Below are 15,937 nucleotides of genomic sequence, written 5' to 3' on the forward strand. Positions count from 1 at the left end.
GCAGTTCCATTTTCCTGAGAGTTCGAATGCTTTTTTTGCCACGGAATCCACGGCCCTTCGACAAGCTCAGGGCGAGCGGGCGTGGGTTCCGTGGCCAATTAATCGTTTTTACCCAACCAGCACCGGGCTACATCCAGCATCCGGTTGGCAAAGCCCCATTCGTTATCAAACCAGCACAGCACCTTTACCATTCGCCCGCCGGTGACCCGGGTCTGGCCGCCATCGACGATGCCGGAGTGGGCATCGTGGTTGAAATCGGAGCTGGCCAGCAGTTCGTCGGTATAGCCCAATACGCCCTTAAGGCCATTTCTCGAGGCATCCGCCAGCAGGCGGTTCACCTCTTCAACGGAGGTTTCACGGCGCACGTTCACCACCATATCGATGGCAGAGACATTCAACGTGGGCACCCTCATGGCCACGGAACTGAACCGGTCTTTCATTGCCGGTAACAGCCGCTCGATACCCCGGGACAGGCCCGTGTCCACCGGCACGATATTGTGCAGGGCGCTGCGGGTACGGCGCAGGTCCTGGTGGTGGTAGGCGTCGATAACCGGCTGGTCGTTCATGGCCGCATGGATGGTGGTGGTACTGCCCTGCTCCACTCCCAACGCTTCGTCCAGCACCTTTATCACCGGCACCAGGCAGTTGGTGGTGCAGGAGGCCGCCGACACGATGCGGTCTGCGGCTTCCAGGCTGGTGTCATTCACACCGAAAACCACCGTGCGATCCACATCCGGCTCCGCCGGCTGGGAGAAAAGCAGTCGACGGGCGCCCGCTGCCAGGTGCCGCTCAGCCGTGGCGCGATCACTGAACGAGCCGGAACACTCCAGAACCAGGTCCACGTTCAGCTCATCCCATGGCAGGTCATCGGGTTCGGCACTTCTCAGCACCCGGATGGCGTCGCCGTTTACAACCAGGTGGTCACCCTGTGCCTGCACGTCACCACGAAAGCGTCCGTGGGTGGAGTCATAGCGGGTCAGGTGGGCAATGGTGTCCAGGTCCGCCAGTTCGTTGATGGCGACTACCTGCAACCGGTCACGGTAGCCATTTTCATAGAGCGCCCGCAGCACGCACTGACCGATGCGGCCATAGCCGTTAATGGCAATGCGTGCAGGGGCTTCGTTGCTCATCAGTTATCCAGCAGCTCAAGGGCGGTATCGACGATGTTATCGACGGTGAAACCGAATTCCCGGAACAGCTCACCAGCCGGGGCGGACTCACCGAAGGTGCTCATACCAATCACCCGGCCGTCCAGGCCCACATACTTGTACCAGTAGTCTTCAATGGCAGCTTCAATGGCAATGCGGTTGGTCACATCCAGCGGCAGCACCTTCTGCTTGTACTGGGCGCTCTGGGCATCAAATACCTCTGTGGACGGCATGGAAACCACCCTGACCTTGTGGCCTTTCTCCCGCAGGGCGCCAGCAGCATCCTGGGCCAGGCCCACTTCAGAGCCGGTGGCGATCAGGATCAGGTCCGGGGTGCCTCCGTCGTCAGAAAGGACGTAACCGCCCTTGGCTACGTCTGCCAACTGCTTGTCGTCACGCTCCTGATGCGGCAGGCCCTGGCGTGAGAAGACCAGGGCAGAAGGTCCGTCCTTGCGCTGGAGGGCGGCTTTCCAGGCCACCGCGGATTCAACCGCATCCGCCGGGCGCCAGGTGTTCATGTTAGGGGTGGTGCGCAGGCTGGCCAGCTGTTCGATGGGCTGGTGGGTCGGGCCGTCTTCACCCAGGCCGATGGAGTCGTGGGTGAACACGTAGATGGAGCGCTGCTTCATCAGTGCAGCCATACGCACTGCGTTCCGGCAGTACTCCATGAAGATCAGGAAGGTGGCGCCATAGGGCACGAAACCACCGTGCAGGGCAATGCCGTTCATGATGGCCGCCATGCCGAACTCCCGCACACCGTAATAGATGTAGTTACCGGAAGCATCATCTTTGGTCAGGCCCTTGCTGTCGCTCCAGATAGTCAGGTTGGAGCCGGCCAGGTCAGCGGAACCGCCCAGCAGTTCGGGCAGCAACGGGCCGTAGGCGTTCAGGGTGTTCTGGGAGGCCTTGCGGCTGGCAACGGTTTCGCCCTTATCCTGACACTCGCGGATGTAGGCGTCCGCCTTTTCCGCAAAGTCTGCCGGCAGGTCACCGTTCATACGGCGCTTGAACTCGGCGGCCAGCTCAGGCTCGGCCTGCTCATAGGCAGCGAAGGCCTCGTTCCAGGTCTGTTCGGCGGCAGCGCCTTTCTCCCGGGCGTTCCAGGCGGCGTAGATGTCCGCGGGAACTTCGAACGGACCATGGTTCCAACCCAGTTTTTCGCGGGTCAGCTGGATCTCGTCGTCGCCCAGCGGTGCGCCGTGGCAGCTTTCGGTGCCCTGCTTGTTGGGCGAGCCGAAGCCGATGATGGTCTTGCAGCAGATCAGCGTAGGCTGGTCGGTGTTTGCGCGGGCGCTTTCGATGGCGGAGCGGATGGCGTTGGCATCATGGCCGTCCACCGCCGGGATGACCTGCCAGCCGTAGGATTCAAAGCGCTTAGGAGTATCGTCGGTGAACCAGCCGTCCACTTCGCCGTCAATGGAAATGCCGTTATCGTCGTAGAAGAAGATCAGCTTGCCCAGGCCCAGGGTACTCGCCAGCGAGGCTACCTCGTGGGAGATACCTTCCATCAGGCAGCCATCGCCCAGGAACGCGTAGGTGTAGTGGTCAACGATGTCGTGGCCGGGGCGGTTGAACTGGGCACCCAGGGCCTTTTCCGCAATGGCAAAGCCAACGGCGTTGGCAATACCCTGCCCCAGTGGACCGGTAGTGGTTTCAACACCCGGAGTGTAGCCGTATTCCGGATGACCAGGCGTCTTGGAGTGCAGCTGACGGAAGTTCTTGATGTCGTCAATGGAAACGTCGTACCCGCTCAGGTGCAGCAGGGAATACTGCAGCATGGAGCCATGCCCGTTGGACAGCACAAAGCGGTCACGGTTGGCCCACTGGGGGTTGGCCGGGTTGTGGCTGAGGTAATCATTCCACAGCACCTCGGCGATATCCGCCATACCCATGGGCGCACCCGGGTGGCCGGACTTGGCTTTCTGAACCGCATCCATGCTCAGCGCGCGAATGGCGTTGGCGAGATCGTTACGGGACGGCATTGACGTTTCTCCAGTATTTGTCAGGAAACATAATCGAACGAAAAAAGAAGGCGCGTATTTTCGCCGATTAGTGGCCATCGGGGCAAATCGGCGTGGCAGCTACAAAGGCAGGGATTACCGAACCCGGCCAACCCACCACCAAAACTATATCAATTTTTTTTGATATAGATATTGCCCAATCCGCAACCAGCCACTAGACTTGCCGCCATGACCAGTATGAAAGCACCCGCCCTGCCAGTTGGCCTCGATGCCCTCGCCCCGCTCTACAAGGCTTGCGGTGATCCCTTGCGCCTGGAAATTCTGCGGGTGCTGCGGCGGGACACGTTTGGAGTGCTGGAACTGAGCCAGCTGTTCGACGTCCGCCAGTCCGGCATGAGCCACCACCTGAAAGTGCTGCACAAGGCCGGGCTGATCGAACCCCAGCGGGAAGGCAACGCCATCTTCTATCGCCGACCGCTGCACCTGGCTCCGGGCCAGGTCGGTGTCGTCGACTCTGCGGCACAACAGGTATTCAGTACTATCGACCGGATACCGGTGGCCGGCCACCTGCAGGAAAAGATCGAAGACATCCGCAGCCAGCGCGCGGACCAGTCCCAGGCGTTCTTCGCCCGCCATGCAGACCAGTTCCGGGAACAGCAGGAACTGATTGCCGCCTTTGACCTGTACGCGGAACCCACCGCAGACCTGATCCGCGCCCGGGCCGCCCAGCATGAATGGCAAACGGCCCTGGAAATCGGCCCCGGGGAGGGCGCCTTCCTGCCGGTACTGGCAGGTATCTGTCTGCGAGTGGTGGCGGTGGATAACTCTGCCGACATGCTGCGCAAGGCGCAGCAGACCTGCGCCGACGAAAAGCTGGATAACGTGGAGCTGATTGAGGGCACCACCGCCACCCTGCTCCCGAAGAACGAGCGCTTCGACCTGGTGGTGGCCAACATGGTGCTACACCACGTGCCCAGCCCGGCGGATATCTTCCTGGAGGCCAGCGAACTGATGTCGCCCGGCGGTTACCTGGTGATCAGCGACCTGCGTCGGCATGACCAGGACTGGGCGCGGGAAAACTGCGGCGACCTGTGGCTGGGTTTCGAGCCGGAGGAACTGAACGTCTGGGCCGGCGATGCAGGACTGGAGACCGGTGAAACCCTGTTTATTGGCCTGCGTAATGGCTTCCAGGTACAGGTACGGGAATTCCGCAAGCCGGAAAGCCAAACACAGCAATGAATATCAAAATTCTTTGATATAAAATCCGTTGCCAATCTGAACCGTATTGGTTAACAGCCAAGCAAAGCGAACATCACACTGAAAACAGGGCAGTAAACCGCCCGCCAGCTCAAGAGGAGCCTGTGCTATGTCTGACTACAGCATCTTTACTTCCGAGTCGGTCTCCGAAGGCCATCCGGACAAACTGGCCGACCAGATCTCCGATGCCGTACTGGACGCCATCCTGAAAGACGACCCCCACGCCCGCGTAGCCTGTGAAACCATGGTCAAGACCGGCGTGGCCATTGTTGGCGGTGAAATCACCACCAGCGCCTGGGTCGACCTGGAAGACCTGGTCCGTGGCGTCATCAAGGACATCGGCTACACCTCCTCCGATGTGGGCTACGACGGTGATACCTGCGGCGTCATCAACATCATCGGCAAGCAGTCGGTCGACATCGCCCAGGGTGTAGACCGGCAGAAACCGGAAGACCAGGGTGCCGGTGACCAGGGTCTGATGTTCGGCTTCGCCAGCAATGAAACCGACGTATTGATGCCGGCGCCGATCACCTTCTCCCATCGTCTGGTCCAGCGCCAGGCCGAGGCCCGCAAGAGCGGCCTGCTGCCCTGGCTGCGCCCGGACGCCAAGAGCCAGGTGACCTGCCGCTATGAAGACGGCAAGGTAGTGGGCATCGACGCGGTAGTACTGTCCACCCAGCATGATCCAGACGTCACCCAGGCCGACCTGAAAGAGGCGGTGATGGAACTGATCGTCAAGCACACCCTGCCCGCAGAACTGCTGCACAAGGACACCCAGTTCCACATCAACCCCACTGGCAAGTTCGTCATTGGTGGCCCGGTTGGCGACTGCGGCCTCACCGGTCGCAAAATCATCGTTGACACCTATGGCGGCATGGCCCGCCACGGTGGCGGCGCCTTCTCCGGCAAGGACCCGTCCAAGGTGGACCGTTCCGCGGCCTACGCCGGCCGTTACGTGGCCAAGAACATCGTCGCCGCCGGCCTGGCCGAAAAGTGCGAGATCCAGGTGTCCTACGCCATCGGCGTGGCGCAGCCCACTTCTATCTCCCTGAACACCTTCGGCACCGGCAAGATCAGCGACGACAAGATCGTCCAGCTGGTCAGGGAACACTTCGACCTGCGCCCCTACGCCATCACCAACATGCTGGACCTGCTGCACCCCATGTACCAGCAGACCGCCGCCTACGGGCACTTTGGCCGTGAAGCCTACGAGATGACGGTTGGGGGCAAGACGTTTACTGCGTTCCCCTGGGAGAAAACCGACCGTGCGGCGGCACTGAAGGACGCGGCGGGTATTTGATGCCTCGCTAAAGGTAATAAGGAGTGGACGCCAGCTCCCTCTCCCTTGAAGGGAGAGGGTTGGGGTGAGGGTGGAGAATCCAGCTCCGTCGTTCTAATTACAGCGCCCTGCAGGCGCCCCCTCACCCTGGCCCTCTCCCTCGTTGGAGAGAGGGAATGCTCGCCGATAACTCCGGGCCACCTAACTCAATTTGCACGACGACGGCACCACGAAGCCGTCGCCGAACAAGACACAGACAGGAGAACACCATGAGCACTCCGGCTGAACAACTGAACAGCTTCGACGACTACAAAGTCCGCGATATTACCCTGGCCGACTGGGGGCGCAAGGAAATCAACATCGCCGAGGGCGAAATGCCCGCGCTGATGGCCCTGCGCAACAAGTACAAGGGTGAGCAGCCGCTGAAAGGCGCCAACATCATGGGCTGCATCCACATGACCATCCAGACCGCTGTGCTCATCGAGACCCTGATCGAACTGGGCGCCGATGTACGCTGGTCTTCCTGCAACATCTTCTCCACCCAGGACCAGGCCGCTGCCGCCATCGCAGCCCGGGGCATCCCCGTGTTCGCCTGGAAGGGCGAAACCGAGGAAGAGTATGAGTGGTGCCTCGAACGCACCGTCGGCGCCGACGTAGCGGGCTGGGAGCCCAACCTGATCCTGGACGACGGCGGCGACCTCACCGCCCTGCTCCACGACAAGTACCCGGAAGTCCTGGAGAAGTGCCACGGCGTTACCGAAGAAACCACCACCGGCGTGCACCGCCTGCAGGAAATGTTGCGGGAAGGCACCCTCAAGGTACCCGCCATCAACGTTAACGACGCGGTCACCAAGTCCAAGAACGACAACAAGTACGGTTGCCGTCACAGCCTCAACGATGCCATCAAACGCGCCACCGACCACCTGCTGGCCGGCAAGAAAGCGCTGGTCATCGGTTACGGTGACGTGGGCAAGGGCTCCGCGGCTTCACTGCGCCAGGAAGGCATGATCGTCAAGGTCACCGAGGCCGATCCTATCTGCGCCATGCAGGCCTGCATGGACGGCTTTGAAGTGGTGTCCCCGTACATCAATGGTGAGAACACCGGCTCCGAAGACAGCATCAACCGGGACCTGCTGGGCAACACCGACCTGCTGGTAACCACCTCCGGCAATATGAACGTGTGCGATGCCAACATGCTCAAGGCCCTCAAGAGCGGCGCCGTGGTGTGCAACATCGGCCACTTCGACAACGAAATCGACACCGCCTACATGCGTAAGAACTGGGAGTGGGACGAGGTCAAGCCGCAGGTACACGTGGTTTACCGCGACAAGGCCAGCAATGACCACCTGATCCTGCTGTCCGAAGGCCGCCTGGTGAACCTGGGCAATGCCACCGGTCACCCCTCTCGGATCATGGACGGCTCCTTCGCCAACCAGGTACTGGCCCAGATGCACCTGTTCGAGAAGAAGTTTGCCGACCTGCCCGCGGGCGACAAGCCGGCCAACGTCTACGTGCAGGTCCTGCCCAAGAAGCTGGACGAGGAAGTGGCCCGCGCCATGGTGGAAGGCTTCGGTGGCGTGATTACCAGGATGACCCCGGAGCAGGCGAAATACATCGGCGTGCCCGTGGAAGGCCCCTACAAGCCGGAAAGCTACAAGTACTGATTGGAAACAGACATGGAATCCCAGAAGCAATTCAAACGACGCTTCAGTTTCGAGTTTTTCCCGCCCAAGACGGACCAGGGCCGGGAAAAGCTCCAAACCGTGCGCGACCGCCTGGCGGAAGTACACCCGGACTTTTTCTCCGTCACCTTCGGCGCCGGCGGTTCAACCCGGGATCGCACCATTGAAACGGTGCTGAACCTGCACAGCCAGGGCATCTCCACCGCTCCCCACCTGTCCTGCGTGGGGGGTACCCGGGAGAGCATTGCCGAGCTGCTGGATATCTACCGGGAAAGCGGCGTCAACCGCATCGTCGCCCTGCGGGGCGACCTGCCTTCGGGCATGGGTGCCTCCGGCGAGCTGCGCTACGCCAACGAACTGGTAGCCTTCATCCGCGAGCACAGCGGTGACACCTTCAACCTGGAAGTGGCCGCCTACCCGGAGTTCCACCCCCAGGCCCGCAATGCCGAGGAAGACCTGAAGAACTTCGCCCGCAAGGTGGAAGCTGGCGCCAACAGCGCCATTACCCAGTACTTCTTCAATGCGGACAGCTACTTCTATTTCATCGACCGGCTGGAAAAGATGAACATCACCATCCCGGTGGTGCCGGGCATCATGCCCATCGTCAACTTCTCCAGCCTGGTGCGCTTCTCGGATATGTGTGGCGCGGAAATCCCCCGCTGGATCCGCAAGCAGCTGGAAGCCTACGGCGATGATTCAGACAACATCAGGAAGTTCGGCGAAGAAGTGGTCACCCGGATGTGTGAGCGCCTGCTCGCCGAGGGAGCCCCAGGCCTGCACTTCTATACCCTCAACCAGGCCGAGGCCAGCCTGAACATCTGGAACAACCTGGGCCTGGCCAACCGGGACAAGATTTCGTTCTGAGGCTCCTGTCCTTCAGAAGGGCGACCGGACGGCCGCCCTTCCCTCCCCTTTCCCGCCCTCCTTTGGTCAAAGGTACCTGCAAAGCCCAATTACATGGTCTATCCTGATACAGGTATGTCCCTAATCTGAAAGGAGATCCCATGAAAACCAACTGGATGAAACCCCTTGGCGTGGCTGCTGCGCTGTCGCTGACAACCTCCCTCGCCTCCGCTGAAACCCTGAAAGTGGTCACCGACCCGAGCTTCGTTCCCTTCGAGATGATGGACCAGGAAACCGGCGAGATGATCGGTTTCGATATGGAGGTCATTGCTGAAGTCGCTGAGCGGGCCGGGTTCGACTATGACCTGCAGACCATGGACTTTAACGGCATCATCCCTGCCCTGCAGACCGGCAACGTAGACATTGCCATTGCCGGCATTACGATCACGGAAGAGCGCAAGGAAATCGTCGACTTCTCCGATCCCTACTACGATTCCGGCCTGCGCATCCTGGTACGTGCAGACAATGACTCAGTGACAGCCATCGAAGACCTGGAAGGCCAGAAGGTGGGCACCAAGATCGGCAGCACCAGCTATGACTTCCTGACCCGTGAGTTGGAGGATAACGATGGCGTTACCCCCTATCCCGGCAGCTCCGACATGTACATGGCCCTGATGAGCCGTTCTATCGACGCTGTTTTCTATGATGCCCCCAATGTTGGCTACTTTGCCCAGACCAAGGGTGAAGGCCGGGTCAAGACCGTTGGACCGCTGTACGAAGGCCAGCAGTACGGCATTGCCCTGAAAAAAGGCAGCGAGTGGGTGGATGAAGTCAACGACGCCATTGCATCCATGAAAGAAGACGGCACCTACGACGAGATCTACAAGAAATGGTTTGGTGAACTGCCGGAAGACAAGTAAGTCTTCGCTATCACTGCAACCCGCGCCGGAGCTCGTGTGCTCCGGCGCTTTTCATTGGACTGAACGGAGAAACAGAACGTGGAGTTTCAGTTCCAGTTCGACTGGCAGGCAGCCATCCATTCCATACCCTTCCTGCTCAAGGGCATTCCCTACACCCTGCTGATTTCCTTCGGTGGCCTGGCCATCGGCTTTGTACTCGGCATTATTTTCGGCTTGCTGAGCATCAACAAACACTGGTTCCTGCGCTGGCCCGCTACCGCCTATATCGAGGTTTTCCGGGGCACGCCCATCCTGGTGCAGGTACTGTTCATCTTCTACGGTCTGCCGGACCTGGTTGGTGGCCCAATTGACCCGCTGACAGCCGGTATTGCCGCCATTGCGCTGAACTCTGGCGCCTATATCTCGGAAGTGGTTCGCGGTGGCGTACAGTCCATCGACAAGGGCCAGACCGAGGCCGGCCTTTCCCTCGGCCTGTCCCGCACCCAGACCTTCTGGTCCATCGTCTGGCCACAGGCCTTCCGCCGCATGATTCCGCCCCTGGGCAACCAGGCCATCGTCTCCATCAAGGACACTTCGCTGTTCTCGGTGATCGGCGTTGGCGAACTGGTACGTCAGGGTCAGGTTTACATCGCCAATACCTTTACCGCATTCGAGGTCTACTTCGTGGTGGCGATCCTGTACCTGATGATCACCCTGTCACTGTCACTGATCCTGCGCTTGCTTGAGCGGCGTGGGCTGACGTCGGTTTAAGGAGCGGAAGCATGAGTCAGATAGTCAAAATGCAGGGTATGAACAAGTACTTCGGCAAGCTCCATGTGCTGAAGGACATCGACCTCACGGTGGAAGCTGGCGAAGTGGTGGTGATTATCGGCGCCAGTGGTTCCGGCAAGTCGACCCTGATCCGTTGTGTGAACGGCCTGGAACCCTTCGAGTCCGGCAAGCTGGAGGTGGATGGCCACCCGCTGGCGCCCAAGGGTGGCAACCAGAAATCCCTGACCGAGATCCGCAAGGAAGTCGGCATGGTGTTTCAGCAGTTCAACCTGTTCCCCCACCTGACGGTGAAGAAGAACATCATGCTGGCGCCGATGAAGGTCAAGAAAACGCCCCAGGTGGTGGCCAACGGGACGGCAGAACGGCTGCTGCAACGGGTCGGTATTGCTGACCAGGCCAAGAAATACCCCAGCCAGCTTTCCGGTGGCCAGCAGCAACGGGTGGCCATCGCCCGGGCCTTGGCGATGGAGCCCCGGCTAATGCTGTTCGATGAACCGACCTCCGCCCTGGACCCGGAGATGATCGGGGAGGTTCTCGATGTCATGCGGGAGCTGGCCAAGGAAGGTATGACGATGATGGTGGTGACCCATGAGATGGGCTTCGCCCGGGAGGTGGCTGACCGGGTGATCTATATCCACGAGGGTCAGGTTGTGGAGGAAGGCAAGCCTGAGGATGTGTTTGATAACCCTCAGAACGAACGGACCCAATCTTTTCTTTCGCGGGTTCTGAAGCACTGACTCTGTTGTCTGGTCGATGTCTGAGTTCTGGATTCGGGGGCTGGACCGGTGGCGGGGGGAGGCTTTCTCCGCTGCAATTCACGGCCCGTCCCTGGACCGACCTTGCACCGCGCCATCCATGGCGCTGCTGCGAAAGCCTCCCCCCACCCCCGTTCCGATCATACGATGGAGTTGCCTCACTAAACCGCCGCTATGGCGTTCTTTTTACCCCAACCCCGCCAACCTTCAGCTTGGCAGTAACCCCCACAGAAGTTCGGTTAACTCCAGTCGCGTTATCGAAAAGGCCCGTCGGATGTATGGTGTAGGGGGAATTTTGTAACAGCGCCATGGATGGCGCGGAGCAAGGCGGGTGCCAGGGATGGCCCCTGAATTGCGGTGGAAAAATTCCCCCTACACCATACGTCCGGCCCCCGACCCTGCCAGTCTTCGGCCAAACCAATCAGTCGGAGCACGAAGCCACTGGTCAAGAACCAAAGCCTTCCTACAAACGGCTGTTAACTGTATTATCCAGTTTGGTTAACAGAGCAAACCCACCCATAAGCAAACAGAACCGGAGCCAAACATGCGCAATGCCGACCTGGTCGCCCGTGACCTGAAATCCGTCTGGCACCCCTGTACCCAGATGAAGGACCACGAATCCCTGCCGCTGATCCCCATCAAGAAAGGCGAAGGCGTCTGGCTGGAAGACTTCGAAGGCAACCGGTATATCGACGCCGTCAGCTCCTGGTGGGTCAACCTGTTCGGCCACGCCAACCCCCGCATCAACGGCGCCATCCGCGACCAGATCGAGAAGCTGGAGCACGTCATCCTCGCCGGCTTCAGCCATGAGCCAGTGGTGGAGCTCTCCGAAAGGCTGATTGAAGTCACGCCGGAAGGACTGAACAAATGCTTCTATGCCGACAACGGCTCATCCGCCATCGAGGCGGCCCTGAAAATGAGCTACCACTACTGGAAAAACCACGGTAAGCCCGGCAAGAAGAACTTCGTCAACCTGTCCAACAGCTACCACGGCGAAACACTCGGCGCCCTGGCCCTTGGCGACGTAGCGCTCTACAAGGACACTTACCAGCCGTTGCTGATGGAAGTACTCACTGCACCCTCCCCCGATGCCTACAACAAGGAGCCGGGTGAGACCGACGAAGAGTATGCACTGCGCCAGTTCGAAGCCATGGACAAACTGCTGGCCGAAAAGCATGACGAGATCTGCGCGGTGGTTGTCGAACCACTGATCCAGTGCGCCGGCGGCATGCGCATGCACCACCCCATCTACCACACCAAATTGCGGGAAGCCTGCGACCGTTACGGCGTGCACCTGATCGCCGATGAAATCGCCGTCGGCTTCGGCCGCACCGGCACCCTGTTCGCCTGTGAACAGTCCGGCATTACCCCGGACTTCATGTGCCTGTCCAAGGGGCTAACCGCCGGTTACCTGCCCCTGTCGGTCGTACTGACCACGGACAATGTGTATAACGCGTTCTACGACGACTACGAAACCATGCGGGCCTTTCTCCATAGCCATAGCTATACCGGCAACCCCATCGGCTGCGCCGTCGCCCTGGCGACCCTGGATATCTTCCGGGATGACGATGTGATCAATGCCAACAAAGCCCTGTCCCGCTGCATGACGGAGTCTGTCGCTCACCTCGCGGACCATCCCAACGTAGGTGACATCCGCCAGCACGGCATGACCATGGCCATTGAAATGGTCAAGGACCGCAAATCCAAGGAGCCCTTCCCCTGGCAGGAGCGTCGGGGCATCCGGGTCTATCAGCACTCGCTTACCCGGGAAGCCCTGCTGCGCCCGCTGGGTAACGTGCTTTACTTCATGCCCCCCTACGTGATCACTGAGGAGCAGATTCGACACCTGGCACAGGTGGCCACCGAGGGCATCGACTTCGCCGTTCGCGACTGACCATGACGTAACTGACTGGCGCAAGGGCCCGGGTTTTCGGTAACCTGACGCCCTTGTATCCGTTCCAGGCAGGTTCACTCTGTGCGTAATCCCAGAATCCACACCAGCGCGCCCTTGCAGGCGGGACAGAAGGTAATCCTCGATGATAACGCCGCCCACCATGTGGGCAAGGTGCTGCGGATGCAGCCTGGCCAGCCGCTGGTGCTGTTCAACGGCGATGGCAATAACTACCCGTCCGAACTCGACGAGGTTGGCAAGAAGCAGGTCACTGCAAAGGTGCTTCGGCAAGAACCCAGTGCCTGCGAGCCTCGCCTGAAGATAGTACTCGGCCAGGTGATATCAAAGGGCGACCGGATGGATTATGCCGTTCAGAAGAGCACTGAACTGGGGGTGGATACCATCGTGCCCCTGACCAGCGAGCGATGCGACGTCCGCCTCAAGGGCGACCGGGAAGACAAGCGCATCCGCCATTGGCAGCAGGTGGCGATCAGTGCCGCCGAACAGTGCGGGCGCGCTACGGTACCCACCATTGCCCCGCTTGCGTCCCTGAGCGACTGGTTCGAACAGAGCCGTGACTGTGACCTGCGGCTGGTGCTGCACCACCGGACCGAGCAGGCACTGGACCAGCTACACCCGCCTGCCCAGGGTATCGCGCTACTGGTTGGCCCGGAGGGCGGGCTGTCTGCGGCAGAGATTGCCATGGCCCAGGAGCAGGGCTTCCATCCGACTGCGATGGGGCCGAGGGTGCTGCGCACCGAAACCGCCCCTGTGGCAGCCATTACCCTATGCCAGTGGCTATGGGGCGACTTCCGGGAATGAGCCTGCAACCATTCGTCCAGGTAGCAGGCACCGGTTGTGTGACTGTACTATACTGCGACAGCAAAATTCGGGTCGGTAACTTCCCGAAAATCCAGATATCTTCAAGGAGAAGCACCGGATGCCAGGTCTTTTTTCCTGGATAAGAGCCAGGCTGTTCCAGGGCCACGGTGCCACGGATTACAGAGCTGACAGCAACGCCAGGGTATCCTCTGCCAAACTGCCGCAAGGAGATCCGCACGCCGACCAGAGCCGCGAGCCCAGGGACCGCCTGGACGATCACCTGTTCTGCTGGTTGCTGGACTGCAGCCCGAGACAACTGGGCACACCCTCGCCGTTCACCGGCAAGATCCTGCGGGAAATCGAAAATCGGCTGGATCAAAATCGCCTGGAAGAGCTGCCCAGGCAACCCTTGACACTGCCGATCCTGATGCGAACCCTGGGAAGTGAGTCGACCACCCGGAAAGATGTCTCGGGCATTATTCTCAGTGATGCCGCGCTGACTGACCAGGTGCTGCAGGTAGCCAACAGTCCCTTTTTCAAGGCCGGCGACCAGATCGTGGAAACGGTTGACCAGGCGGTCTTCCTGCTGGGCCTTGATGGCATTCGTAATGTCGTTTCGGCCTCGGTTATGCGCCCCATGCTGGCAGCTCGCAACTCCACCGAATCCACCTTTACCCAGCGGGTCTGGCGCTGGGGCCTGAGCTGCGCCCGGGCTGCCGAACTGATTGCACTGAACCGCAAGGAAGAGAGCACCAGCTATTTCATGGCCGGGCTGCTGCCCGCGCTCTCCTACCTCACCCTGCGACGGGAAGTACAGTCCATTATCCGGCGACGCTACCCCGACCAGCAGGCCACACCACAGATGTACTATGAGGCCATAGACCGGTTCGCCTGGGCGACTGCCCAGAAGGTAGCCAGGGCCTGGAACCTGCCCCCCCGATACCATGCCCTTTTGCTTGCGGCAGAGCGCCCCGTCCCCGGCGAAGGCGACGCCCCGCTGACTGAAGGCATCACCCTGGGGACCCGGGAGGTCCTGCGGGACGCCCACCAGCGTAACCTGGCCGACGAGGAACTGCAGGCCCTGATGTCCCTGGAACCACGACAGCTGGAAAAGGTCCGCCAGATGCTGTCACGCTTTCTCGCCGAGGGGCTCTCCAGCCGTTGAAGGAGCAGCAGGCCGTAACAGCTCGGCGAAGGTCCTGGTCTGGTCGGCACTGACCGTTGGGTACATCTCGGGGGGCAGCACATCTGGAAGCCTCTCCAACACCCCCTCCTCGTCTTCTCGTACCGCCGCCAGGACATCACCAACACGGATCAGTTCCAGGGCACGCCCGGGCACCAGGTAATCACCGGAAGCACCCGCGAGGTTCAGCAATCCCTTACGAATCAGCTTGTCGGAAATGCGGCGGGTGATCTCACCGGGAACCCGCATCTCATGCTCCAGGGTTTCCTGCTGAGGCGCGGGACGTCCTTCGCTGAAGGGCTTGCAGACTCGCCACATCAGCACCAGCGCCACTTTCTCCTGCAATTCGGGAGAGGGGTCTACATCACGACCCTTGGAGACGTTTCCGGGATTCTGCAAATAGAAGGAAATGCTTGAGCCCGCCAGCAGGATCATCCAGTTGATATAGATCCAGATAAGCAGAATGATGCCGATAGCGAAACTTGAGTAAATAGCCGCATAGCGCGTGGACCCCGCCACGAAGGACGCGAAGACCATGCCGGCAGCCTGCCAGGTGACGCCGGCAATCAAGCCGCCGATAAACGCATACCGCAGTTTCACCCGGGTGTTGGGGATAAAGATGTAGACGAAGGTAAATGCCGCCACCACCAGCAGGAAGGGCGTCATCCGGCTGGCCGAAACGATGGCGGTACCAAACGGTTCGATCTCGACCAGACGCTGCACAAACGCCGAGGACAAGATCGTCGCGGTGATCCCGATAGCGGAAACCATCAGCAACGGACCGATCATGATCACGCTCAGATAGTTGCTGAATCGTTGCGCCAGGGAGCGCATCTCCGGCACCCGCCAGATCATATTGAAGGAGCGCTCGATCTTCTGTACCAGCGCGATGACGGTGTAGACCAGCATCGCCAGGCCCACCGATCCAAGTACGCCCACCTTCATATTGTCCACGAAACTGAGAATCTGCTCGGCGACCTCCGTACCCTGCTCGCCCAAAGGCTGGAAGAACTGATACAGGAACGGTTCAATGCGCTCGTGCACCCCCATGGCCTTGAGCACCGAGAAGCTCAGCGCCAGCAGCGGCACGATACTGAGCAGGGTGGTGTAGACAAGGCTCATGGCGTGGAGGGTCAACTGACCACTAAGGATATCCCGCGCCACCGCATAGGTAATCCGGCCTGCCTTGTACAACCAGGTCCAGGGCCATTTCTCAGGCGGGTTTGGATTGGACAGTATCCACCGCTCGGCGGCGTTGAAACGCTCTTTGAACTGGAATGAAGCCACGCAACGTCCTTAGTGGATGCCTGGTGCATTCCTCCTGGCCGGCCTGAACATCACTGCCGACGAACCAAGGAATACCACTGTTTTCAGATAACTATAATGAGTATGGCTGAAAATGTTGCCTGAGCGAAATCTACTAGC

The 15,937-nt window shown here is 60.1% G+C and carries 13 protein-coding genes; 10 read left to right on the forward strand and 3 right to left on the reverse strand.

What is annotated here, in order from left to right; translation table 11 throughout:
* Nucleotides 1-98: 98 nt before the first annotated feature.
* Both gap and tkt read right to left on the reverse strand, forming a co-directional pair.
* Nucleotides 99-1,130 carry a type I glyceraldehyde-3-phosphate dehydrogenase gene (gene gap / locus BM036_RS07175; RefSeq protein WP_091849960.1) on the reverse strand — a complete coding sequence of 344 codons (1,032 nt, stop codon included), beginning with the start codon at nt 1,128-1,130 and terminating at the stop codon, nt 99-101.
* The gene (gene tkt, locus BM036_RS07180) at nt 1,130-3,130 is read right to left on the reverse strand and encodes a transketolase (protein WP_091849962.1); all 2,001 of its coding nucleotides are present in this window, start codon (nt 3,128-3,130) and stop codon (nt 1,130-1,132) included. Before tkt ends, gap begins: the two co-directional genes overlap by 1 nt.
* 207 nt (nt 3,131-3,337) lie before the next feature.
* Between tkt and BM036_RS07185 the strand changes: the two genes are divergently transcribed.
* From BM036_RS07185 to BM036_RS07230, 10 genes are all read left to right on the forward strand, one after another.
* Complete coding sequence (locus tag BM036_RS07185; RefSeq protein ID WP_091849965.1) at nt 3,338-4,348, forward strand: ArsR/SmtB family transcription factor; 1,011 nt, start codon at nt 3,338-3,340, stop codon at nt 4,346-4,348.
* A gap of 127 nt (nt 4,349-4,475) precedes the next feature.
* Nucleotides 4,476-5,666 carry a methionine adenosyltransferase gene (gene metK, locus BM036_RS07190; RefSeq protein ID WP_091849967.1) on the forward strand — a complete coding sequence of 397 codons (1,191 nt, stop codon included), beginning with the start codon at nt 4,476-4,478 and terminating at the stop codon, nt 5,664-5,666.
* 248 nt (nt 5,667-5,914) lie between these two features.
* Nucleotides 5,915-7,309, forward strand: a complete 1,395-nt coding sequence (gene ahcY / locus BM036_RS07195) for an adenosylhomocysteinase (RefSeq protein ID WP_091849969.1) — start codon at nt 5,915-5,917, stop codon at nt 7,307-7,309.
* 12 nt (nt 7,310-7,321) lie between these two features.
* On the forward strand, nt 7,322-8,191 hold the full coding sequence (gene metF, locus BM036_RS07200) for a methylenetetrahydrofolate reductase [NAD(P)H] (protein WP_091850193.1): 870 nt from the start codon (nt 7,322-7,324) through the stop codon (nt 8,189-8,191).
* A gap of 140 nt (nt 8,192-8,331) precedes the next feature.
* Nucleotides 8,332-9,090, forward strand: a complete 759-nt coding sequence (locus BM036_RS07205) for a transporter substrate-binding domain-containing protein (protein ID WP_091849971.1) — start codon at nt 8,332-8,334, stop codon at nt 9,088-9,090.
* Nucleotides 9,091-9,168: 78 nt separating this feature from the next.
* Complete coding sequence (locus tag BM036_RS07210) at nt 9,169-9,840, forward strand: amino acid ABC transporter permease (protein ID WP_091849973.1); 672 nt, start codon at nt 9,169-9,171, stop codon at nt 9,838-9,840.
* An 11-nt stretch (nt 9,841-9,851) separates the two neighbouring features.
* A complete protein-coding gene (locus tag BM036_RS07215; RefSeq protein ID WP_091849975.1) occupies nt 9,852-10,598 on the forward strand; it encodes an amino acid ABC transporter ATP-binding protein in 747 nt (248 codons plus the stop codon).
* A 562-nt stretch (nt 10,599-11,160) separates the two neighbouring features.
* A complete protein-coding gene (locus BM036_RS07220; protein WP_091849977.1) occupies nt 11,161-12,510 on the forward strand; it encodes an adenosylmethionine--8-amino-7-oxononanoate transaminase in 1,350 nt (449 codons plus the stop codon).
* A gap of 81 nt (nt 12,511-12,591) precedes the next feature.
* Nucleotides 12,592-13,329 (forward strand): 16S rRNA (uracil(1498)-N(3))-methyltransferase, encoded by a 738-nt coding sequence (locus tag BM036_RS07225; protein WP_091849979.1) that lies wholly within the window; start codon nt 12,592-12,594, stop codon nt 13,327-13,329.
* A gap of 118 nt (nt 13,330-13,447) precedes the next feature.
* On the forward strand, nt 13,448-14,494 hold the full coding sequence (locus BM036_RS07230; protein WP_091849980.1) for an HDOD domain-containing protein: 1,047 nt from the start codon (nt 13,448-13,450) through the stop codon (nt 14,492-14,494).
* Here BM036_RS07230 and BM036_RS07235 read toward each other — a convergent pair.
* Nucleotides 14,459-15,799, reverse strand: coding sequence for a YihY/virulence factor BrkB family protein (locus BM036_RS07235; RefSeq protein WP_091849982.1), 1,341 nt, complete (start codon nt 15,797-15,799; stop codon nt 14,459-14,461). The genes BM036_RS07230 and BM036_RS07235 overlap by 36 nt on opposite strands.
* Nucleotides 15,800-15,937 lie beyond the last annotated feature (138 nt).

The organism is Marinobacter segnicrescens, from assembly GCF_900111555.1.
In the GTDB taxonomy this organism is placed as follows: domain Bacteria; phylum Pseudomonadota; class Gammaproteobacteria; order Pseudomonadales; family Oleiphilaceae; genus Marinobacter; species Marinobacter segnicrescens.